This is a genomic window from Paraburkholderia bryophila (genome assembly GCF_013409255.1).
Lineage (GTDB): Bacteria > Pseudomonadota > Gammaproteobacteria > Burkholderiales > Burkholderiaceae > Paraburkholderia.
The window spans coordinates 2,924,048-2,950,260 of sequence record NZ_JACCAS010000002.1 but is presented as its reverse complement, the minus strand read 5'-3'; the positions used below and the strand labels follow the sequence as shown (position 1 = coordinate 2,950,260).

The 26,213-nt window shown below is 60.9% G+C and carries 19 protein-coding genes, 2 tRNA genes and 3 rRNA genes; 5 read left to right on the top strand and 19 right to left on the bottom strand.

All coding sequences use genetic code 11. The annotated features are described in order from the left end of the window. Position 1: 1 nt before the first annotated feature. From yjfF to GGD40_RS37145, 6 genes are all read right to left on the bottom strand, one after another. On the bottom strand, positions 2 to 1,102 hold the full coding sequence (gene yjfF / locus GGD40_RS34140; protein WP_179746689.1) for a galactofuranose ABC transporter, permease protein YjfF: 1,101 nt from the start codon (positions 1,100 to 1,102) through the stop codon (positions 2 to 4). Further along, the gene (locus GGD40_RS34135) at positions 1,099 to 2,142 is read right to left on the bottom strand and encodes an ABC transporter permease (protein WP_179746688.1); all 1,044 of its coding nucleotides are present in this window, start codon (positions 2,140 to 2,142) and stop codon (positions 1,099 to 1,101) included. The genes yjfF and GGD40_RS34135 overlap by 4 nt, the downstream gene beginning before the upstream one ends. Further along, positions 2,139 to 3,941: a sugar ABC transporter ATP-binding protein gene (locus tag GGD40_RS37150; RefSeq protein ID WP_257030664.1), complete on the bottom strand. Its 1,803-nt coding sequence runs from the start codon at positions 3,939 to 3,941 to the stop codon at positions 2,139 to 2,141. The genes GGD40_RS34135 and GGD40_RS37150 overlap by 4 nt, the downstream gene beginning before the upstream one ends. A 348-nt stretch (positions 3,942 to 4,289) precedes the next feature. Further along, positions 4,290 to 5,276, bottom strand: a complete 987-nt coding sequence (locus GGD40_RS34120) for an ABC transporter substrate-binding protein (protein ID WP_179709179.1) — start codon at positions 5,274 to 5,276, stop codon at positions 4,290 to 4,292. A 272-nt stretch (positions 5,277 to 5,548) separates the two neighbouring features. Next, positions 5,549 to 6,148, bottom strand: a complete 600-nt coding sequence (locus tag GGD40_RS34115; protein WP_179746687.1) for an alpha-ketoglutarate-dependent dioxygenase AlkB family protein — start codon at positions 6,146 to 6,148, stop codon at positions 5,549 to 5,551. Beyond that, positions 6,145 to 6,279 (bottom strand): hypothetical protein, encoded by a 135-nt coding sequence (locus GGD40_RS37145; protein ID WP_257030663.1) that lies wholly within the window; start codon positions 6,277 to 6,279, stop codon positions 6,145 to 6,147. Before GGD40_RS37145 ends, GGD40_RS34115 begins: the two co-directional genes overlap by 4 nt. A 66-nt stretch (positions 6,280 to 6,345) precedes the next feature. Here GGD40_RS37145 and GGD40_RS34110 point away from each other — a divergent pair, with 66 nt between their 5' ends. Then, positions 6,346 to 6,930: a malonic semialdehyde reductase gene (locus GGD40_RS34110; RefSeq protein WP_035556416.1), complete on the top strand. Its 585-nt coding sequence runs from the start codon at positions 6,346 to 6,348 to the stop codon at positions 6,928 to 6,930. Between the two features lie 22 nt (positions 6,931 to 6,952). Here GGD40_RS34110 and GGD40_RS34105 read toward each other — a convergent pair whose 3' ends face one another. Beyond that, entirely contained in the window at positions 6,953 to 7,288 is a 336-nt protein-coding gene (locus GGD40_RS34105; RefSeq protein WP_179746686.1) for a hypothetical protein, read from the bottom strand. A 388-nt stretch (positions 7,289 to 7,676) separates the two neighbouring features. Here GGD40_RS34105 and GGD40_RS34100 point away from each other — a divergent pair, with 388 nt between their 5' ends. Continuing rightward, complete coding sequence (locus GGD40_RS34100) at positions 7,677 to 8,840, top strand: metallophosphoesterase (RefSeq protein WP_179746685.1); 1,164 nt, start codon at positions 7,677 to 7,679, stop codon at positions 8,838 to 8,840. 15 nt (positions 8,841 to 8,855) lie between these two features. Here GGD40_RS34100 and GGD40_RS34095 read toward each other — a convergent pair whose 3' ends face one another. Further along, positions 8,856 to 9,380, bottom strand: a complete 525-nt coding sequence (locus GGD40_RS34095) for a hypothetical protein (protein ID WP_179709187.1) — start codon at positions 9,378 to 9,380, stop codon at positions 8,856 to 8,858. A 617-nt stretch (positions 9,381 to 9,997) separates the two neighbouring features. Between GGD40_RS34095 and GGD40_RS34090 the strand changes: the two genes are divergently transcribed. Both GGD40_RS34090 and GGD40_RS34085 read left to right on the top strand, forming a co-directional pair. Further along, positions 9,998 to 10,705 (top strand): MgtC/SapB family protein, encoded by a 708-nt coding sequence (locus GGD40_RS34090; RefSeq protein WP_179709189.1) that lies wholly within the window; start codon positions 9,998 to 10,000, stop codon positions 10,703 to 10,705. 161 nt (positions 10,706 to 10,866) lie between these two features. Beyond that, complete coding sequence (locus tag GGD40_RS34085; RefSeq protein WP_134965407.1) at positions 10,867 to 11,121, top strand: GlsB/YeaQ/YmgE family stress response membrane protein; 255 nt, start codon at positions 10,867 to 10,869, stop codon at positions 11,119 to 11,121. Positions 11,122 to 11,204: 83 nt separating this feature from the next. Here the strand turns inward: GGD40_RS34085 and GGD40_RS34080 are convergent, their stop codons facing one another. From GGD40_RS34080 to GGD40_RS34070, 3 genes are all read right to left on the bottom strand, one after another. Further along, positions 11,205 to 12,719 carry an acetyl-CoA hydrolase/transferase family protein gene (locus GGD40_RS34080; protein WP_179709191.1) on the bottom strand — a complete coding sequence of 505 codons (1,515 nt, stop codon included), beginning with the start codon at positions 12,717 to 12,719 and terminating at the stop codon, positions 11,205 to 11,207. Positions 12,720 to 12,911: 192 nt separating this feature from the next. After that, complete coding sequence (locus GGD40_RS34075; RefSeq protein WP_179709192.1) at positions 12,912 to 13,139, bottom strand: hypothetical protein; 228 nt, start codon at positions 13,137 to 13,139, stop codon at positions 12,912 to 12,914. A 273-nt stretch (positions 13,140 to 13,412) separates the two neighbouring features. Further along, on the bottom strand, positions 13,413 to 15,599 hold the full coding sequence (locus GGD40_RS34070) for an FUSC family protein (RefSeq protein ID WP_179746684.1): 2,187 nt from the start codon (positions 15,597 to 15,599) through the stop codon (positions 13,413 to 13,415). A gap of 208 nt (positions 15,600 to 15,807) precedes the next feature. On the opposite strand from GGD40_RS34070, the gene GGD40_RS34065 reads away from it, so the two are divergent. Continuing rightward, positions 15,808 to 16,800, top strand: a complete 993-nt coding sequence (locus GGD40_RS34065; RefSeq protein ID WP_179709198.1) for a LysR family transcriptional regulator — start codon at positions 15,808 to 15,810, stop codon at positions 16,798 to 16,800. Between the two features lie 249 nt (positions 16,801 to 17,049). On the opposite strand, the gene rrf is transcribed toward GGD40_RS34065, so the two are convergent. The 8 genes from rrf to phnA form a co-directional block, all read right to left on the bottom strand. Further along, positions 17,050 to 17,163 (bottom strand): 5S ribosomal RNA (gene rrf, locus GGD40_RS34060). 146 nt (positions 17,164 to 17,309) lie between these two features. Then, positions 17,310 to 20,190: ribosomal RNA gene (locus GGD40_RS34055) — 23S ribosomal RNA — on the bottom strand. A 322-nt stretch (positions 20,191 to 20,512) separates the two neighbouring features. Beyond that, positions 20,513 to 20,588 (bottom strand) — tRNA-Ala (locus GGD40_RS34050). Positions 20,589 to 20,647: 59 nt separating this feature from the next. Next, positions 20,648 to 20,724: transfer RNA gene (locus tag GGD40_RS34045), tRNA-Ile, on the bottom strand. A 65-nt stretch (positions 20,725 to 20,789) separates the two neighbouring features. After that, positions 20,790 to 22,320, bottom strand: a 16S ribosomal RNA gene (locus tag GGD40_RS34040). Together the 16S, 23S and 5S rRNA genes with 2 tRNA genes alongside form the textbook arrangement of a ribosomal RNA operon. Positions 22,321 to 22,875: 555 nt before the next feature. Further along, a complete protein-coding gene (locus GGD40_RS34035; RefSeq protein WP_179709200.1) occupies positions 22,876 to 23,436 on the bottom strand; it encodes a phosphonate degradation HD-domain oxygenase in 561 nt (186 codons plus the stop codon). Positions 23,437 to 23,440: 4 nt separating this feature from the next. Then, the gene (gene phnY, locus GGD40_RS34030; RefSeq protein WP_179709202.1) at positions 23,441 to 24,892 is read right to left on the bottom strand and encodes a phosphonoacetaldehyde dehydrogenase; all 1,452 of its coding nucleotides are present in this window, start codon (positions 24,890 to 24,892) and stop codon (positions 23,441 to 23,443) included. Further along, entirely contained in the window at positions 24,889 to 26,190 is a 1,302-nt protein-coding gene (gene phnA, locus GGD40_RS34025; protein WP_179746683.1) for a phosphonoacetate hydrolase, read from the bottom strand. Before phnA ends, phnY begins: the two co-directional genes overlap by 4 nt. Positions 26,191 to 26,213 lie beyond the last annotated feature (23 nt).

Below are 26,213 nucleotides of genomic sequence, written 5' to 3'. Positions count from 1 at the left end.
TTCAAGCCTGCTCCGGCGCACGGCCGATCACCTGTGAATCCGACGACGCCGGTCCGTCGCTGTGTCCGCGTTCGCGTCCCGCAGTGACCACCGCCGCATCCGTACCGCCAGGCCGCCGCACCGATTTCGCGTGCCGCTCGATCAGCCGCTGCAGCAGGCAGAACGCACACAGCAGCGCGCCGATCACGATACGGGTCCACCACGAGCTCAGCGTGCCGTCGAACGTGATCAGCGTCTGGATCGTGCCGAGAATGCCGACGCCGAACAGCGAGCCGATCACATAGCCCACGCCGCCCGTCAGCAGCGTGCCGCCGATCACCGTCGCCGCGATCGCGTCGAGTTCCATGCCCTGCCCTTGCAAGCCGTAGCCCGACAGCACGTAGAACGTAAACACCGCGCCGCCGAGCGCCGAGCAGAAACCGCTCAGCGCATACACGCCGATGCGTGTGCGCGCGACCGGCAAGCCCATCAGCAACGCCGAGCGTGCATTGCCGCCGACCGCGTACACGTTGCGGCCAAACCGTGTGAAATGCGCGACGTAAATCGCCGCCAGCAGCGCGACCAGTGCGATCAGCACGTTCGCCGTGACCGAGCCCACGCCGATGTCGAGCCGGAACGCGGAGATCTTCTGGAAGGTCGGATCGGTGATCGTGATTGACTGCGTCGTGATCAGAAAACACAACCCGCGCGCGAAGAACATGCCCGCCAGCGTCACGATAAACGCCTGCAATCGGAAGAAGTGAATCAGCGCGCCCTGCACCGCGCCGAACACCGTGCCCATCAGCAGCACGATCGGCACGATCACCCAGACGGACAGATGCAGATGTTCGGACAGCACCGCTTCGACGATGGTGGTCAATGCAACGACCGAGCCCACCGACAGATCGATCCCGCCGGACACGATCACGAACGTCATGCCGATCGCGACGATCAGCAGGAACGCGTTGTCGACCAGCAGATCGAGGAGCACCTGCCACGAGAAGAAACCGGTGTACATCACCGAGCCGAAGCCGAATAGCGCGCAGAACAGCAGTATCGTGACGGCGATCGGCAGCGTACGCGGATCGACCAGGTGAGCCAACATGTCGAGGAGTCGTCTCATCGCGCCACCCCGCGTTGCCTGAGCAGCGATCTGCCGGACGAGACGGCGAGCGCGCGCGCCGCCGGCGACTGGATCACGCTCACCGCGAGCACCACGGCCGCCTTGACGACCAGCGTCGCCTCCGGCGGCACGCCGATTGAATAGGTGGTGTACGTGAGCGTCTGAATGATCAACGCGCCCAGCACCGTGCCCGCGAAACTGAAGCGGCCGCCGAGCAGCGAGGTGCCGCCGAGCGTCACCGCGAGAATCGCGTCGAGTTCGAGCAGCAGGCCGGCGTTATTGCCGTCGGCGCTGCGCACGTTGGAACTGATGAGAATGCCCGCCATGGCCGCGGTCAGTCCCGAGAAGCCATAGACCGCGAAAACCAGCGCCTTGGAGCGCAGTCCGACCAGACGCGTCGCGACCGGATTGATGCCGATTGCGCGAATGAACAGGCCGAGCGCGGTGCCTTCCACGAGCGCCGCGGTGGTGAGTACCGCGACGGTGGCGATCCAAACCGAACACGGCACGCCCAGCCAATACCCGCCGCCGACGAACAGGTAACCCGGCGCGCCGATCGGAATGATCTGCCCCGCCGTCAGCAATTGCGCGACGCCACGGCCGGCCACCATCAGAATCAAGGTTGCGATGATCGGCTGCATGCCGACAAACGACACCAGCAAGCCGTTCCACATGCCGCTCAGCACACCGACCACTAGCGCCGCCACCAGCGCCTGCGCGATCAGCGCCGCGCTCGGCTCGGGTTGTGTCGCGAGTATCGTGGCCGCCGCGGCGCCCGCGATCGCCACCACTGCGCCGACCGAAATGTCGATGCCGCGCGTGGCGATCACCAGCGTCATGCCGGTGGCCACTAGCGCCAGCGGCGCAGCGCGATTCAGCACGTCGATGGGCGCGCCGAACAGGTGACCGTCGAGCATCCGCAGCGACAGAAAGTGCGGGTTGACCCACAGGTTCAGGCCGCACAACAACACCAGCGTGACGCACGGCCAGATCAACGGACGCTCGGCGCCGTCGCGCACGAACCAGTTCGCCAGTTTCATTCGCCGCTCCCCGCAATGAGTCGATAGATGTTGTCTTCGTTCGACGCCTTGCCCGCGACTTCGGCGATCTTGCGACGGTCGCGCAACACCGCCACGCGATGACTGACGCGCAGCACCTCGCTGATCTCCGACGAAATGAACAGGATGCTCAGACCGTTCGCGCACAGCGCCAGCAGCCGGTCCATGATGTCGAACTTGGCGGCGACGTCGATGCCGCGCGTGGGTTCGTCGAGGATCAACAGTTGGGGATCGGTGGCGAGCCAGCGCGCCAGCAGCGCTTTCTGCTGGTTGCCGCCGGATAGCAAGCCGATCGGCTGCTCGGCGTCGGCGGCCTTGATGCCGAGCCGCTCGATCCATAGATCGGCCAGCTCGCGCGCACGTTGCCGGCTGATCTTGCGCCACCATCCGCGCCTCGCTTGCAGCGCCAGCAGAATGTTTTCGCGGATCGACAGTTCGGCGACGATGCCTTCCTTCTTGCGGTCTTCCGCGCAATAGCCGATGCCGTGACGGACTGCATCGCGCGGCGAGCGTAGCTTCACGGCGCGGCCTTCGATGAGGATCACGCCGCTGTCGGTGCGATCCGCACCGAAAAGCAATCGCGCTGTTTCCGTGCGGCCTGAGCCGAGCAGGCCGGCGAGTCCCAGGATCTGGCCTCGTTGCAGGTCGAGGTCGATGGGTTGCAGCGTGCCGCGGCGGCCGACGCCTTGGAGTTCGATGAAGGGGTGGGTGGGTGGGGTTGCCTCGGTGGTCTGGGTGGCCTGGGTGGCCTGGGTGGCCTGGGTGGCCTGGGTGGCCTGGGTGGCCTGGGTGGGTGGGGTTGCCTCGGTGGTCTGGGTGGGCTGGGTGGGCTGGGTGGCCTCGGTTGCCTGGGTTGCGCTTACGGTCTGCTGCCTAACCGGCTGCCTCTCTTGGCTCTCGTAGCCCTCATGACTCACATGACCTTCATGCGCGGCTTCGCGCAAGCGCGCGCTCATGCGCTCGTGGCCGACCATCTTCGCGACCAGTTGATCCGCAGGCAGATCGCGCGCGAGATACTCGCCTTCTCGCTCGCCATTGCGCATGACCGTGATACGGTCGGAAATGGCATACGTCTGCTCGATAAAATGCGTGACGAACAGAATCGCAATACCCGACTGCTTAAGATGCCGAAGTATTTTAAAAAGCTGGCTGACCTCACCGTCGTCGAGACTCGAGGTCGGTTCGTCGAGAATCAGCACGCGCGCGTCGACCGATAACGCCCGCGCGATCGCCACCATCTGCTGCACCGCGATCGGATAGGCGTCGAGAGAACGGGTGACGTCGAGCGACACGTCGAGGCGCGCCAGCGCCGCCTGCGCACGGCGCTTGATGGCAGGCCAGTCGATCGCACCGAAGCGGCGCGGTTGCCGGCCCGCGAAAATGTTCTCCGCCACGGAGAGGTTCGGGCACAGGTTCACTTCCTGGTACAAGGTGCGCACGCCGGCCGCTTCGGCTTCCTGCGGCGAAGCAAACGCCACGACCTCACCGCCGAGACGGATCGTGCCGGCGTCAGGCGCGACCACGCCGGTCAGCACATTGATCAAGGTGGATTTGCCCGCGCCGTTCTGCCCCATCAACGTGTGGATCTCGCCGGGGAACAGGCGAAAATCGACCCGCTGCAGCGCTTTGACGCCGGGGAAGGTTTTCGTGACGGCCGTGGTGGCGAGGATGGGGGCGCGGGCGTCGGCGTTGGCCGCGTTGGCCGCGCTGGTTGCATCGCCCGCTCGATGAGCGGCTGCGCCCATAGCCTGCGGATTCGGTTCGGAAGCGGGATGCGTCATAGACCTCGCTCGATCGGTGGTGCAGCGGTTCGATGGGCGCCTGTGGCTTGCCGCGTCGCTTCTGAAATTCTCGCCGCGCCCGGCGACGGGCAACGGCTTTCGGCGGCTTTCGGTGGCACGCTACGGCCTTCGACGACGTTCGCCCAAGTTCGCCGTCATTCAGCGGCGTACGTCGCCCCTCGGCGTCACTCAGCGGCCTCCAGCAACCCTCACCGGAAAATAGACCGCCCGCTGCCGAAGCAACCGGGCGGCCAGGCACCGCTGGAGAAACCTTTTTGCTCAATCCGCACTTCGCTTGCCATGCTCCGCCGCTTCCTCAGTAACCCTGAGTACTTTGCGGCGTCGGCCTCAGTACTTACGCGTCGGCAGCGTCTGCGCCGCGACACTCATCGGGAACACCGTCTCCTGCGTGAGAATGCGCTTGGGCAACGGCTTGCCGGCCACGACATCCTTCACCGCCGACATCAACTGCGGCCCCAGCAACGGACTGCACTCCACGTCGACGTTCATCTTGCCCGCGGCCATCGCCTGGAAGCCGCCCTTGGTTGCATCGAACGAAACGACGGTGATGTCCTTGCCCGGATGCATACCGGCCTCCTCCATCGCCTGGATCGCGCCGAGCGCCATATCGTCGTTATGCGCATAAACTACATTTATTTTATTTCCATAAGTTTTTATAAACGCTTCCATGACCTGCTTGCCGCCGGCCAGCGTGAAATCCCCGCTTTGCGACGCGATGATCTTAAATTTGGGATCGTTTTTGATCACTTCCAGCAAGCCGGAATGCCGGTCGTTGGCAGGCGCCGACCCGACCGTTCCCTGCAGTTCGGCGATGTTGATAGGACCTTGTTCGCTTTTAAAGTGATCTTCAAGCCAATGTCCGCCGCGACGCCCTTCTTCCATGAAGTCGGAGCCGATCATGGTCACGTACAGCGAGGTGTCTTTCACGTCGATATTGCGGTCGGTCAGGATCACCGGAATCTTCGCGGCCTTCGCTTCCAGCAGCACCGGCTCCCAGCCGGATTCGACGACCGGCGAGAACGCGATCACATCGACTTTCTGCGCGATATACGAGCGGATCGCCTTGATCTGGTTTTCCTGCTTCTGCTGGGCATCCGAGAATTTGAGCTTGATCTTCGCGTCCGCCGCCGCGGACTTCACGGACTCGGTGTTGGCGGTTCGCCATGCGCTTTCCGCGCCGACCTGCGCGAAACCGAGGGTGATCTGTTTGTCTTGCGCGTAAGCGCCCGGCGCGGTCAGCGTTAGCGTACCGATGCCCGCGCAGAGTGCGAGCGCGCCCAACGCACGACATGCGGCGCGTCGTGTATTCGCCATGACTGTCTCCTGATCGTTGTAGTGTCGACGACCCATCGAACCGGCCGGTGTGTGCGGCCCTCACAGTGCGTGGATCGTGATGTAGCGTAGTGTGTGGGGCGTTAACCGTCCAATCCTATGATTCGCGTTCGCGATACCAATTTTGGTATGAGCGACGGGATCGGGTTCGAGGCCGGTTAGTAGTGTTTGCCGGGCGACCGCAGCCAGCCACTCCGCCGCCAATTGCCCGCCTTAGCGGCAGGCGCAGCGAGCCTGCCCAGTTGAGCGGCGCCTCACCGCGGTGTCACCCAGCGAAACGTCAGATTGATCCGCTCTCCGGCTACGCGCGGCTCCTTCGGCACCCGATGCCGCCAGTCCGCCTGCGTGTCGCCCTTCATCACGAGGAGGCTGCCGCCTTTCAGCGAATACGACTGCACGACGCCGGTTTTGTTGTGGCGCAAATCGAATGTGCGCGCGACGCCCAAACTCACCGACGCGATCACCGGACGCACGCCGAGTTCAGGCTCGCGATCCGCGTGCCAACCCATGCTGTCGGCGCCGCTGCGATAGCGGTTGATCAGCACGCTGTTAAAACGCGTCTCGCAGACGGCCTCCACCGAGGCCTTGAGTTCGGCGACGGTCGATGTCCACGGCTGCGGCACGTTGCGAATACCCGAGTAGACATAGACGGCGTCCGGCTCGCCCTGCCACGCCGTCAGGCGCGGCAACGGCACGCGACCGGCGGGCGTGCCGATCACGTCCTGACGCCAGGCGACTTCGTCGATCAGTTGCGTCAAAACCTGCGCTGCGAGGGCGGGCGTCAGCCAATCGGGATGCCAGTCGATGTCGGGCGTCGGCAGGTCGTCGGCAGAACCCGCGAAAAGATCCGTCATGAGATGGCCTGATACCCATGCAAATGCTGAATGAAGCCGAAGCGATGGCGCACGCGAAGCGCGCGGGTGGAAACCTTGGCTATTATGGCGGCACCGAAGACGCCGTTGATACGCGTGGCTTGCGCTGTCATCCGGCGGCTTCATCCGGATTTTTCGGTTCATGCCTTTAAATTCTTAGACCTTTCAAGGACTTCACCATGACGCTATCCGACCAGGCACTCGATCAACTCTTTCGCGAAGCGCGCACGCATAACGGCTGGCAGGCGAAACCGGTCGACGATGCCGTGCTCAAGCAACTGACCGAACTGGTCTTGCTCGGCCCGACCTCGGCCAATTCGAGCCCCGGCCGCTTTGTGTTCGTCAAAACGCCGGAAGCTAAGGAAAAGCTGCGCCCGGCATTGTCGGCCGGCAATCTTGACAAGACCATGGCCGCGCCGGTCACGGTGATCGTCGGGATGGATATGGCGTTTTACGAGCATCTGCCGAAACTGTTTCCGCACGCGGACGCGCGCAGCTGGTTCGTCGGCAACGACAAGTCGATCGCGGACACCGCCTTTCGCAATTCGACGCTGCAAGGCGGCTATCTGATTCTCGCCGCTCGGGCGCTCGGTCTGGACACGGGCGCGATGTCCGGTTTCGACGCCGCCAAGGTCGACGAAGCGTTCTTCGCCGGGACGACCGTCAAGTCGAACTTCCTGATCAATCTGGGCTATGGCGACCCGTCGAAACTGTTCGCGCGCAGCCCGCGCTTTGCTTTCGACGAAGCCGCCCAGATCGTCTGATACGTGCAGGCCGCCGTCGCGTTCAACTGAAGAGCGCGACGTAGAACACCACGGCGCCGATCAACGCGCCGACGAAGCAGAAGCCTTCGCCTTCGCCGGCGTCGTCGCCATTCGAACGCACCCATGCGCCGACGACGCCGAACAACCCCGCGATACCCAGCGCCACGCAGAGCATCACGACATCGAACAGCGCGCTGCGGCCCAGCTCGGAGAAGTCGATGCCGCGAACGCCGTAGTACAAGCCGATCGCCATCAGCGAGATGACGACGAGCGGTAGCATCACACGCTTGCCCTCACAGCCGACATGATGGGCGTGGTGCCCGTGATGCAACTCGTTGTCCGATCTGAGTAGTCTCATGATGCCCCTCCCGCTTCACCCTCTTCCGGCGACCAACGCAACCGGCGCGAACCGCCGCATGGCCGCGTCTGCGCGCGCGGTCGCCCTGTTACAAGGCGGTTCTTTTTGAGCATAGTCCACGCACGGACACAATTCAAAGCCCATTTAATTAGGTTGCCGCGGCAATCAGATGGCGCTAAGGCAGCGTGCCGAATGCTGCAATGCGTCAAGCGTTCGGACCGGATCCGGGAACAGCGGCCTGGCCGCTATGGCGTTGAATTTGGCACCGTCGGCAAGCCGCTGCGCATGCCGGTAGAATGATTCGACTCGTTCGGCATGGCGTTACCGCGGCCCACGAGTCGCCGCCGGCCTCCGCTCGCGCCGGCCCCTTACCGCCTCCGTGGTCCCTATGCGCCGCTCATCGTTTCTTGTCCGCATCATCCTGATTGGCATCCTGCTGCATATCTACGTCGGCTTGCGTCTGATTCCGGACATGCCGGTCGACACCACCGGCCGCTGGCTATGCACGCTGTGGCTCGTTCTGTCGATCTTTCTGATACCGCTCGGCATGCTGGCGCGCACGATCAAACGGCAGCCGCTCGGCGACCGCCTCGCGTGGGTTGGCCTACTGGCAATGGGCTTCTTCTCGTCGCTGCTGGTGCTGACCTTCGCCCGCGATCTGATGCTCGCCTCGCTGCTCACCGTCGATGCGATCTGGCCGAACACCATCAGCATCGCGCATTGGCGCACGGGCTCGGCGGCGGCGGTGCCGTTGCTCGCCTTGCTCTCGACGCTGGTTGGCCTGTTCAACGCCCGCCGCCGCGCGAAGGTCGTGACGATCGACGTACCGATCGACGATTTGCCGCCTGCGCTCAAGGGCTTCACGATCGTCCAGATCAGCGATATTCACGTTGGCCCGACCATCAAGCACCGCTATGTCGATGCAATCGTCGACGCGGTGAATCGACTGAAGCCGGATCTGATCGCCGTGACGGGCGATGTCGTGGACGGCAGCGTGCCGCAATTGACCCGGCACACCCAGCCGTTGTCACGTCTCAGCGCGCGTCATGGCGCGTTCCTCGTGACCGGCAATCACGAGTACTACGCCGGCGCGAACGCGTGGATCGCCGAGTTCCGGCGCCTCGGCCTCAACGTGCTGCTCAACGAGCATGTAATCGTGGATCACGACGGCGCACGCGCCGTGATTGCCGGCGTGACCGATTATTCGGCGGGACATCACGATCCGTTGCATCGCAGCGACCCGGTTGCGGCGCTCGCCGGTGCACCGGGCGATGTACTGATCAAGGTGTTGCTCGCTCACCAGCCGCGTTCGGCCGAAGCCGCGGCCGCCGCCGGGTTCACGCTGCAACTGTCGGGGCATACGCACGGGGGCCAGTTCTTCCCATGGAATTTCTTCGTGCGATTCCAGCAGCCGTTCACCGCCGGCCTTGCCCGCCTGAACGGTCTGTGGGTGTACACGAGTCGAGGCACCGGCTACTGGGGCCCGCCGAAGCGCCTTGGCGCGCCGTCTGAAATCACACGCCTGCGCCTCGTGCCCGGCGAGCAGGACTAACGCGTCACCCGCCGCTTACTGCGCGGGTGCGACTGCCACATCGACCTGCTGCGCGAACGCCACCATTACCTGCATACCCGGCGTCACACCGGCGACCTTGGCCGGTTCGCGGCCCTGGATATGAAACACCGCGCCGTTCGGGCTTTTCAGCGCCATGATCCCGGAAGCATGGTCGATGGTTTGGACTTCCGCCGTCACGTTGTGAACTGTGTTCGGCTGCGCGCTCTGCGCGCCGGCGCCGTGACCGTCCGCACCGCGCGTCACACTGACCAACGCCTTGCGCACCATACGAATGTGGACCTTGCCGCCCTGCCGGATCTGCGCGAGGTTAGCCGGGTCGGTGATATCGAACGACGCTTCGCCGCCTTGCGCGTCGAGCACGGTCACCGAATGTTTCACCTGGTCGATCGATTTCACGAGACCGTCTGCCTGCAGCGTGCTGCTGCCTTCAAACGGCGCGGGCAGACCGGCGGCGAACGATACAAGCGGAGTAGCTGCAATCAACGCACCGGCAATGACGCCAAGAGCTTTAGCTTTCATAGATTCCTCGATTGGGGTGAAGGGCGATTAACGGGCGATGCCGTGCGGATGGATCACGCCGCAGCCGTTGCGCGACGCGAGCACGACGCCTTTCGAAGCGAGCGAACAGTCTGTTTTCCAGGACGGCTCCCGTCAATATTCGGAGTCCGTATTGATGCGCGGATAATTCCGCATACACTACCCCACTCTTCCCAGGCCCACGACAAAACGTTCTCCACCACGCGTCGGCACAGCTTGACTTAACTTTGCAGAGCTGCCTAAAATTCGGCCAGTTCATTTAACCGGAATCACGATCTTGGACAGTAGCAGTTGTACCAGTCGAGCTTCGATTCGCCCGATCGCCTGATCGGCAAGATTTCCGCGTCAGTTTTTTCTGTCGCCGTCTTGCCTTCGGGCCGACGGTGCACGTCGTTGATACCCTCGCGTTGATACCTCGTACTGCCAGTGAAGTGCCGCGTGGCTCGACGCCATGCCGACACAAACGCATTACAGCGCCGCAAGCCTCGCTTGTGCGCTTCGTCACGCCTGTCCGCCGCCGCATTCCCACCGAGGAAAGCGTGCCGCTGTCATGCGTTGGGTTCACACTGTGCGAACACGCGCCTCAACCTTTCTTTACGATGACAATTGAATTCGTCTGGCGGCTCTTCGCCGCTTTCGCCTGCGGCGTCGCGATCGGCCTCGAGCGGCAGATGCGGCAGCGCAATGCCGGCCTGCGCACCATCACGCTGGTCGCGAGTGGCGCGTGCCTGTTCGTCACGCTCGGCGTGCTGACCGGCAACGGCACCGCCGGCATTACGCAGATCGCGGCGTATGTCGTGTCCGGCGTCGGCTTTCTCGGCGGCGGCGTGATCATGCGCGACAAGGGTTCCATTCAGGGGATCAACACCGCGGCGACCTTGTGGTGCTCGGCCGCGGTAGGCGTGCTGTGCGGCGCGGGTCATTTCGGACCGGCGCTGGCCGGTACGGCGGTCGTGCTGCTGACCAACACGGTGCTGCGCGAAGTCAGCCGCATGATCAACGCCACGCCGGTGTCCAACGCGGATCTGGTGCGCGAGTATGTGCTGACGATCGTCTGCCGCGAAGCCGACGAGATCCACATTCGCACCGCTGTCTCCAACTCGATGTATTCGACGCCGCTGTCGTTTCAAAGCCTGACGAGCGAAGATGTCGACGACGACTCACAACGCATTCGCGTCACCGCGATCGTCAAGCTGCATCCTAAAGATCAGCCGAAGCTCGAACAGATGGCCAGCCGCATCAGCATGGAAAAGAGCGTGTCCAGCGTCAGTTGGACCGCCAGGGAAGCGGAGCCGACTCCGGAATGAGCGCCGCGTGTAAGTCCCCCATATTCGCGCGCATCGTCTACACTTAGCTTGCAATAGATTCAGACAATGTTAATTCCGCGTCCTGAATATGGACTGTCCCATAAGCTTCGACTAAGCTCTGTCACCGTGATTTTTTCACACTCAACTAGGGAGTCTCGATTATGGAACACGGCATCATTGCATGGCTCATCATCGGCGCGATCGCAGGCTGGCTAGCAGGCGTGCTCGTCAAGGGCGGCGGCTTCGGCCTGATCGTCGACATCATCGTCGGGATTGTCGGCGCGTTTATCGGCGGCTGGCTCGCCGGCGTGCTGCATATTTCGCTCGGCGGTGGCTGGATCGGTTCGATCATCACGGCGGTGATCGGCGCGGTCATTCTGCTGTTTCTTGTCCGGCTCGTCCGGCGAGGTGCCTGAGTACCGCATCTGATGTAACGGCGTCAGCGGCGAAAGCCGTCTGACGCCGGCATCGCTTACATGCGTTAGCTAAGCCAACTGATTCAAAGTCCCGCCTCTTCCACCGGCAACATCGAACCGGTATCGCGCAGCCGGATATGCCAGGCGAATGCCTGATCCAACTGGTGCGGCGTTTGTCCACCCCGCTTCAAAGCGTCCCGATAGTAGTCGCGCAGCAAATCGCGATAGAGCGGATGCGTACAGTTCTCGATAATCAACGCTGCGCGTTCCCGCGGCGCCAATCCGCGCAGATCGGCCAGGCCCTGTTCCGTCACGACCACGTCGACGTCATGTTCGTTGTGGTCGCAATGCGGCACCATCGGCACGACGCTGGAAATGCGGCCGCCCTTTGCCATCGACTTGGTGGCGAAGATCGCGCACGATGCATTGCGCGCGAAGTCGCCCGAACCGCCTATGCCGTTCATCATGTGCGTGCCGCCCACATGGGTCGAATTCACGTTGCCGTAGATATCGAATTCCAGCGCGGTGTTCAACGCGATCAAACCGAGCCGGCGAATCACTTCAGGGTGATTGCTGACTTCCTGCGGACGCAGGACGAGGCGGTCGCGATAACGTTCGAGCTCGCCGAACACCTGCGCCTGGCGCGCGGCCGACAACGTGATCGACGCGCCGGACGCAAACGTGACCTTGCCGGCGTCCATCAGATCGAAGGTGGAATCCTGCAGCACTTCCGAATAGATTTCGAACGGCTCGAACGGCGCGTCGACGAAACCGGCCAGCACCGAGTTGGCAATCGAGCCGATACCGGCCTGCAACGGCGGCAAGTTTTTGGGCATGCGCCCAAGCGCCACTTCGTGCTGGAAGAATTCGATCAGATGACCGGCGATCAACTCCGTCTCCGGGTCGGCCGGCAGCACGGTGGACGGACTGTCGGCCATGTTGGTGATCACGATCGCCGCGATTTTTTCGAACGGAATCTCGATCGCCGGCGTGCCGACGCGGTCTCGCGGAGACATGATCGGCAGCGGCTCGCGGTTCGGCCGGCGGCCCGGAATCCAGATGTCGTGCAAACCCTCCAGCGCGAGCGGCTGCGCGAGATTGAGTTCGACGATCACCTTGTCCGCAAGGATCGCGAAGCTGGCCGAATTGCCGACCGAGGTGGTCGGCACAATGCCGCCGGTCTCGGTAATCGCGGCGGCTTCGATAATGGCGAGGTCGAGTTTGCCGAGCTGGTTCGCGCGCAGCATCTCGACGGTTTCGGATAGATGCTGATCGACGAACATCACTTCGCCGCGATTGATCGCGTCGCGTAAGGTCTTGTCCACCTGGAACGGCAGACGCCGCGCCAGCACGTGCGCCTCGGTGAGCATGCGGTCCACGTCGTGACCGAGCGATGCACCGGTCATCAACGTGATCTGCAGCGGCTTGCCTTCCTGGCGCACCCGCTCGGCGAGCGCGACGGGAACGGCCTTCGCGTCGCCCGCGCGCGTGAAGCCGCTGGCGCCGACAATCATGCCGTCGTGAATCAGCAGCGCTGCCTCAGCGGCCGACGTGATTTTTCCGCGCAAGGCGGCACAACGAATCCGGTCTTGGTACATGAAACTGAGTCTCTCCATAGTCACCAGTCCAGTCTACCGGTGCGTACATCTGCGGTACGCTCCGCTCGGTAGCCGGATTGTCGCACCGACCGCGGCGTCAGCTTGCAACGGCGTCGCGGTCAGGCGCTTTTGTCGCTCGATCATTCGCGCGACAGGTCTTGCAGGTACGGCGTGGGTTGCACGTGGCGCTGTTTAGCTGCCGAAGTAGAGATTGCAGAAGCTCACGGGGCCGACGCATTCTGCAGTCTTGGCATTCGCTTTAGCGGCCGGTACGGCCACGCGGCCTTGCTCGGCGACGCCGCTCGCGCGCTGCGCGCTCGCTTGGGTAAGCTGTTGTTCGGGGGCGGCAGGCGCCGTTTGTGCATGAGCGACAACTGCGGACAAAGAGCAGGCAATCAGGGCAATCTTCAACACGTTCATTTCGTTCTCCAGGGCTTGCGGTTACTGCTCGGCGGTGACTTGTGGTGACTGCGTGGCAGTGATGAAACTATATGGCTGCGGTCCCGGTAGATATACGGGGCTGGGCGGAAGTGATATTTCCATCTGGAGGAAGGATCGAAGCGGATTCGTGCTGGGGCGTGTGGTTGATGCGCGTGGTCGGGGTTGCGTCGCTGGGGTTGTCTCGCTGAGCGCTGGCAATACCTTATCCGCCGATGCGCGCCGTTCGACCGCGCGAACTACGCGCCGCAATCATCACGCATTGAAAGGCGCGTCCTTATCGAGCAACGCCGTACGAATGAAGTGCAGACAGCTCAGAATCCGCTGCACGTCATGACGTTTATCGCGCTCGGCATGCACGGTGCCTAGAACATCCTGCGCGATCCAGGTCGCGGCGCGGACAGACGCCAGCGCACGTTCGAGCGCCTGCGCATCCGGGCGCGCGAAGAGCCGCGCGAGGTCGTCGTAAGTACGCTCGAGGGAAGCGTTCCAGCGCGGATGAAGCGCGGCGGCATAAGCAGCACGCGCCGCTTCGTTGCGCAGATCGATGACGGCGTGCCCTACTTCGAGCGTCGCGAGCATCCAGCGCAACGCATCCCGTCGACGCCTCGAGCGCCGCGTCAACAGCATCCGCAACTGGGCAGTCAGGTCATGCGTGCTCGACTGAAAGCGCTGATTGAGACCGGGCAATTCGTCCTTGCATGCGAACACGACTTGCGCGCGCAAATCGCCCATGATCCGTTCGACGAGCCAGGGCATATCCGCGGGAAAGATCACGGCAAAAGCCAACGCCGCCACCAACATCGACGCGGTCAACGCGATGCCGTTGTTGATCAGCAGATCCGGCGCGTACGTCACGACATTGTCCGGTCCGGCGAGCAGGCAGAAGAACACCGAAAAGCCGATGCCATACCCCGCCGCGCGCTTACGCGTCGCGATGAACGCACCCAGTGCGAGCACGGGCGCGAGCGTCGCGCAAAGCAACGGGAAGCCGTCGATGTTCGGGTACACGTAGCACGTGAAGAGGTAGCCCGTCATGGTGGCCAGCACGGCGCCGGCCGCCATCTGCATGGCCATCTTCGATGGATTCGACGCAGTGGACGTCAGCGCACAAGCCAATGCCGCGCCGATCACGGCAAGACCGCCGCTCGGCCAATCGGTCTCGATCCAGAACCAGCCGACGATCGCCATGACCGCAGCGGAGCGGATAAACGTGAACGCGACGACAAACCCGTTCGTCCGGCTCACGTAGCGACTAGCGTTGCGTTGCCGCGTCTCCACCGGCTTGCGCCGCGCGGCTAACGACGCGTAAGTCTCCGAATAGCGGATCCACTCGTCGACGAAACGGTACAACAGTTCCGCCGACGTATCGAAGTCCGCCAGCGATTCCGTGGGCGCGGCCTCCAGCGGCCGTCTCGTTTCACGCACGCGACGCGGCAAGCTCGCCTGAAAGAGCCGCAAACGGCTTGCGACGCCGGTCGCATCGGCCATGGCGAGCGTCGCGGATGGCGTCATGGATGGCGGCGAAAGAAGTCCGGCCAGCTCATCGAAATACGGCTTGATCGCCCCGACTTTCGACTCCGAACCATTGGCTCGCAGACGCTTGAGCAGTTGATGTAGCGCATGCAGACGAGCGCAGGCATCCATGAATTCGCCGTTCAAACGACCGAGATGCTGACTGCGTGAACGCATCGCCGGATCTTCGAAAGTGGCGAACGTGCGGGTCGCTTCGAAGCCAACGATTTCGTCGACGAGGTCCGCGAAACGCCGCTCGAACTGGCCTCGCTCGAGGCCGCGATTCAGCACATCGGCGGCGAACGCAGTAAAATTTGCGTAGCGGACTTGCAGCGCGCGACGCAGCGCGAGACTGGATCGCTGCGGCACGATCAACGCGCTCACCGCGCTCGAACACACAATGCCGACCGCCACCTCCGCCGCGCGCGTGAGTGCCGCCAGAAACAGATCATGCGGCGCCGTGACGTTCGGAATACCGATCAGCGCGGCGGTATAACCCGCCAGCACGAAGCCGTACCACCTGAAATGCCGATACCGGACCGCCGCCGCGATACACGCGCTCACCCAGCCGATCATGCCGATCATGTACAACTCGGGCTGCTGGACGAACAGCGCGCCGAGCACCAGCGCGGCGAGCGAGCCCACCGCGGTGCCGAGAATCCGGTAGAAACTCTTCGCGAGCACCATGCCGCTGAACGGTTGCATCAGCACGAACACCGTCGTCATGGCAATGCGCGGTTGCGGCAGATCCAGCAGCATCGCAATGCCCAGCGCCAGCAGACCCGCGGCGACGGTTTTCAGCAGATGCAGCCAGATCAGACCGTCGCTGTTCACCCAATCGCGAAGAGCCGGACTCAGCCTGTGCAACATGACGTTCCACTGCCGGCGGAAGTCCGCCGTCGGTCTGATCGCATGTTGACGTTTCATCGGAAAGCTGTGCGCTCCGGTTTGCCACAAAGAGAAGCGCCGGTGAACAGGATGATGCAGATGCGCACCGGCAAGCCAGGCGCCGATTGTAGGAGCATGCAATGCGCACATTAAGAGGACTGCGGCGGAACGTCCCTTCCAGAACGAACAACAATGCGCTTGCCCGACAGGCGGACAATACGGCTTCAGCCGTGAAATAGAAGGATCGATGGATACGTTACAAAATATGCGAGTGTTCGTGCGCGTGGTCGAAGCCGGTAGTTTTACCGGCGCCGCGCAGTCGCTCAGCTCGACGACCGGCGCGATGTCCCGCGCCGTCTCGGAACTCGAAGCTCACCTACGCACCCGCTTGCTAAACCGTTCGACGCGACGACTCGCCCTCACCACGGCCGGCGAGCGTTATCTAACACGATGTCAGCAGATACTCGCCGATGTCGGCACTGCAGAAGAAGAAGCCAGTTGCGCACACGAACGACCCAGCGGCGCGCTACGCATGCATAGTTTCGCCAGCATCGGCCAACACTACGTGTTGCCGGCCATTTCGCGCTATCGCGCGCAATATCCGGAGGTGACCGTCGAGTTGACGTTGTCGCAGCGCATGCCCGATCTGTTCGAAGGCAGTGCCGACGTCGCTGTGATCGGTGCGTCGACGCTACCCAATTCGGATCTCGTGTCGTTGCCGCTGGGGACGACTTTTAGCATTTTGTGCGCGTCGCCGGGTTATGTGCGCACACATGGCGCGCCGCAGAAGCCTGGAGACCTCACGCATCACGAGTGTCTGATTCTGCACACGCCGGCCTTTCCGCCTCACGATTGGGTGCTCGACGGCCCGAATGGCAGTGAGACGATGGAAGTGAATGGGCCGGTGCATGTCAACATCGCCGAGTCGCTGATTGTGGCGATCCGGGAGGGAATGGGAATCGGCATGGTGCCGCTTTACGCGGCGATTTCCGGATTGCGTGACGGCACGTTAGTGCGTGTTTTACCCGAATATACGCTACAGAAGATGAATGTTTATGCGCTGTATCCGTCGCGCAAGTTTATCGACGCGAAGACACGGACATGGGTTGAATTCTTGCGCACGCACCTACCGAAGGTAATTGCACGCGATGAAGCGTTGCTGGCGGAAGTCGGCCAGATGGCTATCGATGCGACGGTTCCTGCAGATACGAGCGGTACGGGGCACTTTAGCGCGCAGTGATCGAACTGACGATCACGCGCCGCAGGCGGTTGTTCGGTGTCGTTTGGGCCCTGCGGTGCTGCGTTTGATTGTTAGCGCTAAGCGCGCTGTAATCTATGCGCGCCGTTGTCTGGCGTGCATATGTCTGCGCGCTTCTTTTGCGCGCGTGATTGCTAGAGACATGCGACTGCCAGCTGCTTGCGATTTTCCGTCGCCGTAAACGCAGAAACCCCACCTGATTGGGTGGGGTTTCTGCGTTGCTGCTTGGGAGCCTGACGATTACCTACTTTCACACGGGCAATCCGCACTATCATCGGCGTGGAGTCGTTTCACGGTCCTGTTCGGGATGGGAAGGGGTGGTACCGACTCGCTATGGTCATCAGGCATAACTTGTTGCTGTCGTGCCCTTTGGGCACTACAGCCAATCTGGAAGAAGTAGTTGAGAGGATGCCTCTCGGTATTACTTTGGGTTGTGCCTGTATCGCACAACACTGATCTCAACCGTGTGTCGAGAGAGACACACCTGTTATAGGATCAAGCCTTACGGGCAATTAGTATCAGTTAGCTTAACGCATTACTGCGCTTCCACACCTGACCTATCAACGTCCTGGTCTTGAACGACCCTTCAAGGGGCTCGAAGCCCCGGGGATATCTCATCTTAAGGCGAGTTTCCCGCTTAGATGCTTTCAGCGGTTATCTCTTCCGAACATAGCTACCCGGCGATGCCACTGGCGTGACAACCGGTACACCAGAGGTTCGTCCACTCCGGTCCTCTCGTACTAGGAGCAGCCCCCTTCAAATATCCAGCGCCCACGGCAGATAGGGACCAAACTGTCTCACGACGTTTTAAACCCAGCTCACGTACCTCTTTAAATGGCGAACAGCCATACCCTTGGGACCGGCTACAGCCCCAGGATGAGATGAGCCGACATCGAGGTGCCAAACACCGCCGTCGATATGAACTCTTGGGCGGTATCAGCCTGTTATCCCCAGAGTACCTTTTATCCGTTGAGCGATGGCCCTTCCATACAGAACCACCGGATCACTATGACCTGCTTTCGCACCTGCTCGACTTGTCGGTCTCGCAGTTAAGCACGCTTATGCCATTGCACTATCAGCACGATTTCCGACCGTACCTAGCGTACCTTCGTACTCCTCCGTTACACTTTGGGAGGAGACCGCCCCAGTCAAACTGCCTACCATGCACTGTCCCCGATCCGGATTACGGACCAAGGTTAGAACCTCAAACAAACCAGGGTGGTATTTCAAGGATGGCTCCACGCAGACTGGCGTCCACGCTTCATAGCCTCCCACCTATCCTACACAGACCGGTTCAAAGTCCAATGCAAAGCTACAGTAAAGGTTCATGGGGTCTTTCCGTCTAGCCGCGGGGAGATTGCATCATCACAAACACTTCAACTTCGCTGAGTCTCGGGAGGAGACAGTGTGGCCATCGTTACGCCATTCGTGCAGGTCGGAACTTACCCGACAAGGAATTTCGCTACCTTAGGACCGTTATAGTTACGGCCGCCGTTTACCGGGACTTCAATCAAGAGCTTGCACCCCATCATTTAATCTTCCGGCACCGGGCAGGCGTCACACCCTATACGTCCACTTTCGTGTTTGCAGAGTGCTGTGTTTTTATTAAACAGTCGCAGCCACCAGTTTATTGCAACCCCTTCACCCTTCTGGCGCGAGCCAGTCAAGCTACAGGGGCGTACCTTATCCCGAAGTTACGGTACCAATTTGCCGAGTTCCTTCTCCCGAGTTCTCTCAAGCGCCTTAGAATACTCATCTCGCCCACCTGTGTCGGTTTGCGGTACGGTCTTGTTAAACTGAAGCTTAGAGGCTTTTCTTGGAACCACTTCCGATTGCTTCTTCACCTAGGTGAATGGCCTCGCACCCTTGAATTCCGCGCCCGGATTTGCCTAAGCGCCTTCTCCAATGCAAGGACCGGGACTTCCAACACCCGGACAACCTTCCGCGATCCGTCCCCCCATCGCATTTAACAATGGTGCAGGAATATTAACCTGCTTCCCATCAGCTACGCATTTCTGCCTCGCCTTAGGGGCCGACTCACCCTACGCCGATGAACGTTGCGTAGGAAACCTTGGGCTTACGGCGAGGGGGCTTTTCACCCCCTTTATCGCTACTCATGTCAGCATTCGCACTTCCGATACCTCCAGCGCACTTTTCAATGCACCTTCGCAGGCTTACGGAACGCTCTCCTACCATGCACATAAATGTGCATCCGCAGCTTCGGTATATTGCTTAGCCCCGTTACATCTTCCGCGCAGGACGACTCGATCAGTGAGCTATTACGCTTTCTTTAAAGGATGGCTGCTTCTAAGCCAACCTCCTGACTGTTTTAGCCTTCCCACTTCGTTTCCCACTTAGCAATATTTGGGGACCTTAGCTGGCGGTCTGGGTTGTTTCCCTCTTGACACCGGACGTTAGCACCCGATGTCTGTCTCCCGTGATTGCACTCTTCGGTATTCGGAGTTTGCTATGGCGTAGTAATCCGCAATGGACCCCACAACCATGACAGTGCTCTACCCCCGAAGGTGATACACGAGGCACTACCTAAATAGTTTTCGGAGAGAACCAGCTATTTCCAGGTTTGTTTAGCCTTTCACCCCTATCCACAGCTCATCCCCTAACTTTTCAACGTTAGTGGGTTCGGACCTCCAGTACGTGTTACCGCACCTTCATCCTGGCCATGGATAGATCACCTGGTTTCGGGTCTACACCCAGCGACTGAATCGCCCTGTTCGGACTCGCTTTCGCTACGCCTGCCCTAATCGGTTAAGCTTGCCACTGAATGTAAGTCGCTGACCCATTATACAAAAGGTACGCAGTCACCCCTCAAGGAGGCTCCTACTGTTTGTATGCATGCGGTTTCAGGATCTATTTCACTCCCCTCCCGGGGTTCTTTTCGCCTTTCCCTCACGGTACTGGTTCACTATCGGTCGATCACGAGTATTTAGCCTTGGAGGATGGTCCCCCCATCTTCAGACAGGATTTCACGTGTCCCGCCCTACTTGTCGTACACCTAGTTCTTCCTCGCTGTTTTCGTCTACAGGGCTATCACCTGCTATGGCGGCACTTTCCAGAGCCTTCGACTAACAATGAAGATAAAGAGTACAGGCTGGTCCCATTTCGCTCGCCACTACTCTGGGAATCTCGGTTGATTTCTTTTCCTGCGGTTACTTAGATGTTTCAGTTCACCGCGTTCGCTTCGCATGACCTATGTATTCAGTCATGGATACTCCATTCGGAGTGGGTTTCCCCATTCGGACATCTACGGATCAAAGCTCGTTTGCCAGCTCCCCGTAGCTTTTCGCAGGCTACCGCGTCCTTCATCGCCTGTGATCGCCAAGGCATCCACCACATGCACTTGTTCGCTTGACCCTATAACGGGTGTGTCTCACACCGCGTTCACTCGGAACGCAGCGCGGGTCACATCGTTACAGGTTGAGTATTCGTGTTGCGCCGTATTCCAAGGCAATCTTTCGATTACCTTTTCATACATTGATACAATCACAACCCTGATTCACCTACTCGCCTACCCATCTCTAGATAGCCTTTCGTGAATCTCTTTACTACTTCTTCCTGATTGTTAAAGAACGACAGCCGATATCATGATTGCTATAACCACGTATCACTCTGACTGGCTCAATCGCCAATGCACAACCCTCTGCAGTACTTCCGCAGAACGCTATGCATTGATGATTGGTGGAGGATGACGGGATCGAACCGACGACCCCCTGCTTGCAAAGCAGGTGCTCTCCCAGCTGAGCTAATCCCCCAGTCACACATGAACTTCAAGGGTGCCTTCAACCGGTTAGCACAGCCACCGCAGAAACAGTGGTGGGTCTGGATGGATTCGAACCATCGACCCCCGCCTTATCAAGACGGTGCTCTAACCGACTGAGCTACAGACCCCTGAGTCTGTCTGAATTTACAGCCGATAAGCGTGAGCGCTCAACGTTCGACACGTTCAGCTCTAGAAAGGAGGTGATCCAGCCGCACCTTCCGATACGGCTACCTTGTTACGACTTCACCCCAGTCATGAATCCCACCGTGGTAAGCGCCCTCCTTGCGGTTAGGCTACCTACTTCTGGTGAAACCCACTCCCATGGTGTGACGGGCGGTGTGTACAAGACCCGGGAACGTATTCACCGCGGCATGCTGATCCGCGATTACTAGCGATTCCAGCTTCACGCACTCGAGTTGCAGAGTGCGATCCGGACTACGATCGGTTTTCTGGGATTGGCTCCACCTCGCGGCTTGGCAACCCTCTGTTCCGACCATTGTATGACGTGTGAAGCCCTACCCATAAGGGCCATGAGGACTTGACGTCATCCCCACCTTCCTCCGGTTTGTCACCGGCAGTCTCCCTGGAGTGCTCTTGCGTAGCAACTAGGGACAAGGGTTGCGCTCGTTGCGGGACTTAACCCAACATCTCACGACACGAGCTGACGACAGCCATGCAGCACCTGTGTTATGGCTCCCTTTCGGGCACATCCACCTCTCGGCAGACTTCCATACATGTCAAGGGTAGGTAAGGTTTTTCGCGTTGCATCGAATTAATCCACATCATCCACCGCTTGTGCGGGTCCCCGTCAATTCCTTTGAGTTTTAATCTTGCGACCGTACTCCCCAGGCGGTCAACTTCACGCGTTAGCTACGTTACTAAGTCAATGAAGACCCAACAACTAGTTGACATCGTTTAGGGCGTGGACTACCAGGGTATCTAATCCTGTTTGCTCCCCACGCTTTCGTGCATGAGCGTCAGTATTGGCCCAGGGGGCTGCCTTCGCCATCGGTATTCCTCCACATCTCTACGCATTTCACTGCTACACGTGGAATTCTACCCCCCTCTGCCATACTCTAGCCCGCCAGTCACAAATGCAGTTCCCAGGTTAAGCCCGGGGATTTCACATCTGTCTTAGCGGACCGCCTGCGCACGCTTTACGCCCAGTAATTCCGATTAACGCTTGCACCCTACGTATTACCGCGGCTGCTGGCACGTAGTTAGCCGGTGCTTATTCTTCCGGTACCGTCATCCTCCCGCCGTATTAGGGCAGAAGTTTTCTTTCCGGACAAAAGTGCTTTACAACCCGAAGGCCTTCTTCACACACGCGGCATTGCTGGATCAGGGTTTCCCCCATTGTCCAAAATTCCCCACTGCTGCCTCCCGTAGGAGTCTGGGCCGTGTCTCAGTCCCAGTGTGGCTGGTCGTCCTCTCAGACCAGCTACAGATCGTCGCCTTGGTAGGCCTTTACCCCACCAACTAGCTAATCTGCCATCGGCCGCCCCTGTAGCGAGAGGTCCTAAGATCCCCCCCTTTCCTCCGTAGAGCGTATGCGGTATTAATCCGGCTTTCGCCGGGCTATCCCCCACTACAGGACACGTTCCGATGTATTACTCACCCGTTCGCCACTCGCCACCAGGATTACTCCCGTGCTGCCGTTCGACTTGCATGTGTAAGGCATGCCGCCAGCGTTCAATCTGAGCCAGGATCAAACTCTTCAGTTCAAACCTGTTACTGTTTTTCGGTTCCGTTAAGAACCGGTCGCTCACTCAACGTACTGACGAATTGTTCGACCATCTTGCGATGCTCAAACCTTCCTTTCATTACTGTGTGAGACTTGATACTTTCGCTTTGCGGCAGATCCCGAAAGATCCGCCTCGCGTCTCGCATCAAGCGCCCACACTTATCGGCTGTTAATTTTTAAAGATCGATTACGCATTCACTACCGAACCCGCACCGCTGTCGTCAACCTCACAACTACCCGGTACCGCTTCGTCCTGCGTCGCTGCATCTGCAGCAGAGAAACGAGATTATGAAGAACTTTCGCTGCGTCGTCAACAGGTTTTTCTAACTTTCTCAACCCGTTCACTTCGCTGAAACCCTTGCCATTGCTGGCTCTCCCGCCTCCCGTGCCTCGTTGTCCGAAGCACGAAAGAGCGAGATTCTAGCGACCCGCGCAGGGCCTTGCAAGCGTTATTTTGATCTGCATTGATCGCGCCAGAATTGGCGCAAAAAGACACGTCCCGACACCGGCCGGGGCGCAGAGGAAACCATCACATTCAAGCAGCCAGACGCCGGTTCATCGCTCGCTCGACTACGTTCATATAGTGATCAAGGTCCGGCGTCGCGCGATGTTCTTCCTTGGCAAGATCGTCCCATCTGCGCAGACGCAGTGCATCTTCCGCGTAGGGCTTCTGCAGAAACGCGTTGGCTTCCTCGCTACTGAAGATGCCGCCCTGCAGTTCCAGACTCCGCACGGAGTCGGCGGACAGTTGCCCGAAGTACGTGTCGTCGATCGCGCACAGGCAGCGCTTGGCGTCGACGTGCAAGCGGATCGGCTCCAGCACAGCGTCCGACAACACCGGCCGCAAGAACGGCAGCGCGAAATACTGATGCAGATCGTCGATGCCCCGCTCCGTCGGCGTTTCGCCTTGCAGATTGAGCAGATGCCCCAGGTCGTGCAGGAACGCCGCGGCGACCAGTTCGTCGCCGGCGCCGGCCTGTTCCGCCAACGCACCGCTCTGCAAAGCATGCTCCAGTTGCGTCACCGGCTCGCCGCTGTAGGCGATCTTGCCGTACTGCTCGAACAGCGAGCGGATGTCGTTCAAACTCAATGCCACTGCGTTACTCCCACGGTAATGAGAAGGTCTTCAGATTGGTGAAGCTTTTCATGGCTTCCTGAACGCCTTCCTTATAGCCAAGCCCGGAATCTTTAATGCCGCCGAACGGTGTCAACTCGATCCGGTAGCCGGGCACTTCCCACACGTTGACGGTGCCCACGCGCAATTCGTTGATGAAGCGCGTGATCGCGTCCTGCCGGTTCGTGCACACGCCCGACGACAACCCGAACGCCGTCCCGTTGCTGATGCGAATGGCGTCGTCGAGCGTGTCGAAGGTGATGATGGGCGACACGGGTCCGAAGGTTTCCTCACGCACCACCGCCATCGAAGGATCGACGCCGTCGAGCACCGTCGGCGAATACAGCGCGCCGTTGCGCTGGTTGCCGAGCCGCAGACGCGCACCGGCCGCGACCGCTTCGTTCACGCGCGTTTCGAAAAGCTGCGCGGCGGCCACGTCGATCACGGTGCCCATCTGATTCGCGGCATCGAACGGATCGCCGAACGACCACGCGCGCGTTTTCTCGACCACCAGATCGGTGAAATCCGCCGCGACGCTCTTTTGCACCAGCATCCGCTTGACCGCCGTGCAGCGCTGTCCGGAGTTCTTATACGAGCCCTGCACGGCGAGCGTCGCGGCGCGTTCGAGATCGGCGTCTTCGAGCACGATCAGCGGATCGTTGCCGCCCAGCTCTAACACCACGCGCCGGTACGCCGCCTTCGCCGCGATGTATTTGCCGATCGCCACGCCGCCTGTGAACGTAACGAGCTCCGCCAGCGGATGCGTGATCAGTTCATCGGCGATTTCGCGCGGATCGCCGGTCAGCACCTGCAGCATCGGCGCGGGCAAGCCGGCTTCGTACAGCACGTCGGCGAGATAGAACGCCGACAACGGCACCTTTTCCGACGGCTTCAACAGCACCCGATTGTTGGTCGCGATCGCCGGCGCGATCTTGTGCGCGACCTGGTTCATCGGATGATTGAACGGCGTAATCGCGACGATCACGCCCGCCAGCGGCTCACGCTGCGAAAACACCCGGCGCTGTTTGCCATGCGGCGTCAGATCGCAGGAAAAGCTCTGGCCGTCGTCGCGCAACGCTTCGATCGACGCGAACTTGAGCACGTCGGCAACACGCCCAATCTCGTAGCGCGAATCCTGCTTCGACAACCCGGACTCGAGCGAAATCAGATCCGACGCCTGCTCAGTCCGCTCACGCAACAACGCGGCCGCGCGTTCGAGAATCTGCGAGCGCTCGTAGCGCGTGAGTTTCGCGACATACGCGGCGGCGTACTCGAACGCGGCGCGCACGTCGTCGACGCTGGCCAGCGGAACCGTGCCGACGCGCGTGCCGGTATAAGGATCGAACACGTCGAGCGTGCGCGAGCGCTGCGCGCGCTCGCCTTTGAGCCGCAGCGCTTCCGCCCGAAAAGCCGGATGGTCCCGCAGCGTCGCGTTCATGATGACGACACGCGATTCAAGGCGATGTCGAAGATATCGAAGTTGCGCAAGCGCTTGCCGCCACTGCCTGACGGCAATCCTTCGACACGCCGGTTGAACAGCAACGGCACCTCCTGCTCGGAGATACCGCCATGCGAACGCAACGGCACCGTGAGCCCGGACAGATCATGGTCGGCGCGCCGCGTGCCGAGCACGACATGCTTCGTGCTGACCACGACGATATCGCCGACGCGGTCGTTCGGCAGCTCGAAACGCTCGCACGCGGTGCGGTTGTCGAGCACGGCTTCGATGCCTTGCAAGCGGCCGATCCGTTCGATCACCTGCGCGGCGTCGACCTCGCGCGGCAGGTAGATCGTCGCGAACGAGCCGAGCGCGCCGTGATGCACCACGTACGGATCGGTGATCGGCAGGATCACGCGCGCCTTCTTGTCGCCAAGCCAATCGTCCAGCACGTCCTGCAGATAGATCACGTTCGGCTCGCCGGTCTGCGGATCGTGCTTGGCGTTCATGCCGTGATCGGCGGTCAGGCCGATCACCCAGCCGAGCGCGTCGAGCTTCGCGAGGTAGCCGTCCATCATCGCGTAGAACGCGTTCGCGCCTTCGGTGCCCGGCGCCCATTTGTGCTGGATGTAGTCGGTGGTCGACAGATACATCAGGTCGAGCTTGCGGGTTTGCGCGAGCCGCACACCGGCCGCGAACACGAATTCGGACAGCCCGGCGCTGTACACGTCCGGCACCGGCAAGCCGACCAGATCGAGGACTTCGCCGATACCGTTTTCTTCGAGCGAGACCTTGTCGGCTTTCTCCGCCGAGAAGCAGATGCCCTTCAGTTGCCAGCCGAGCAGACGGCGCAGTTTGTCTTTCGCGGTAACCACGGCGACGGCCGCGCCCGCATCAGCGGCGGCGGCCAGCAAGGTGCCCGCGCGCAGATAGGCGGGGTCGTTCATCATCACCTCCGCGCCCTCGCCGCCGTTCGCGTCCGGGTCCCAGAAGTAATTGCCGCAAATGCCGTGCACCGACGGCGGCACGCCGCAGACGATCGACAGGTTGTTCGGGTTGGTGAACGACGGGATCACGCAGTCGCCCTTGAACGCGGCGCCGCCTTTGAGCATCGTGCCGATGAACGGCGCGACGCCGGCCGCGACCGCGGCTTCGAGGTAATCGAACTCGCAGCCGTCGACGCACACCACGACCGTCGGCTGCGTAGGCAGCCGGTAGCGGCGGCCGTTGACGTCGATCGTAGGTTCGCTCGCGTTGAGGTTTGCGTTCGGGCTTGCGTTCAGGTTTGCGTCTGCCATCGTTGCCTTCCATGCTTGCTTGC

What these genes read in the sequence shown, in the direction of transcription:
- yjfF (WP_179746689.1), bottom strand. Translation starts at nt 1,102, where the DNA reads ATGAGACGACTCCTCGACATGTTGGCTCACCTGGTCGATCCGCGTACG.
- GGD40_RS34135 (WP_179746688.1), bottom strand. Translation starts at nt 2,142, where the DNA reads ATGAAACTGGCGAACTGGTTCGTGCGCGACGGCGCCGAGCGTCCGTTG.
- GGD40_RS37150 (WP_257030664.1), bottom strand. Translation starts at nt 3,941, where the DNA reads ATGACGCATCCCGCTTCCGAACCGAATCCGCAGGCTATGGGCGCAGCC.
- GGD40_RS34120 (WP_179709179.1), bottom strand. Translation starts at nt 5,276, where the DNA reads ATGGCGAATACACGACGCGCCGCATGTCGTGCGTTGGGCGCGCTCGCA.
- GGD40_RS34115 (WP_179746687.1), bottom strand. Translation starts at nt 6,148, where the DNA reads ATGACGGATCTTTTCGCGGGTTCTGCCGACGACCTGCCGACGCCCGAC.
- GGD40_RS37145 (WP_257030663.1), bottom strand. Translation starts at nt 6,279, where the DNA reads ATGACAGCGCAAGCCACGCGTATCAACGGCGTCTTCGGTGCCGCCATA.
- GGD40_RS34110 (WP_035556416.1), top strand. Translation starts at nt 6,346, where the DNA reads ATGACGCTATCCGACCAGGCACTCGATCAACTCTTTCGCGAAGCGCGC.
- GGD40_RS34105 (WP_179746686.1), bottom strand. Translation starts at nt 7,288, where the DNA reads ATGAGACTACTCAGATCGGACAACGAGTTGCATCACGGGCACCACGCC.
- GGD40_RS34100 (WP_179746685.1), top strand. Translation starts at nt 7,677, where the DNA reads ATGCGCCGCTCATCGTTTCTTGTCCGCATCATCCTGATTGGCATCCTG.
- GGD40_RS34095 (WP_179709187.1), bottom strand. Translation starts at nt 9,380, where the DNA reads ATGAAAGCTAAAGCTCTTGGCGTCATTGCCGGTGCGTTGATTGCAGCT.
- GGD40_RS34090 (WP_179709189.1), top strand. Translation starts at nt 9,998, where the DNA reads ATGACAATTGAATTCGTCTGGCGGCTCTTCGCCGCTTTCGCCTGCGGC.
- GGD40_RS34085 (WP_134965407.1), top strand. Translation starts at nt 10,867, where the DNA reads ATGGAACACGGCATCATTGCATGGCTCATCATCGGCGCGATCGCAGGC.
- GGD40_RS34080 (WP_179709191.1), bottom strand. Translation starts at nt 12,719, where the DNA reads ATGTACCAAGACCGGATTCGTTGTGCCGCCTTGCGCGGAAAAATCACG.
- GGD40_RS34075 (WP_179709192.1), bottom strand. Translation starts at nt 13,139, where the DNA reads ATGAACGTGTTGAAGATTGCCCTGATTGCCTGCTCTTTGTCCGCAGTT.
- GGD40_RS34070 (WP_179746684.1), bottom strand. Translation starts at nt 15,599, where the DNA reads ATGAAACGTCAACATGCGATCAGACCGACGGCGGACTTCCGCCGGCAG.
- GGD40_RS34065 (WP_179709198.1), top strand. Translation starts at nt 15,808, where the DNA reads ATGGATACGTTACAAAATATGCGAGTGTTCGTGCGCGTGGTCGAAGCC.
- phnY (WP_179709202.1), bottom strand. Translation starts at nt 24,892, where the DNA reads ATGAACGCGACGCTGCGGGACCATCCGGCTTTTCGGGCGGAAGCGCTG.
- phnA (WP_179746683.1), bottom strand. Translation starts at nt 26,190, where the DNA reads ATGGCAGACGCAAACCTGAACGCAAGCCCGAACGCAAACCTCAACGCG.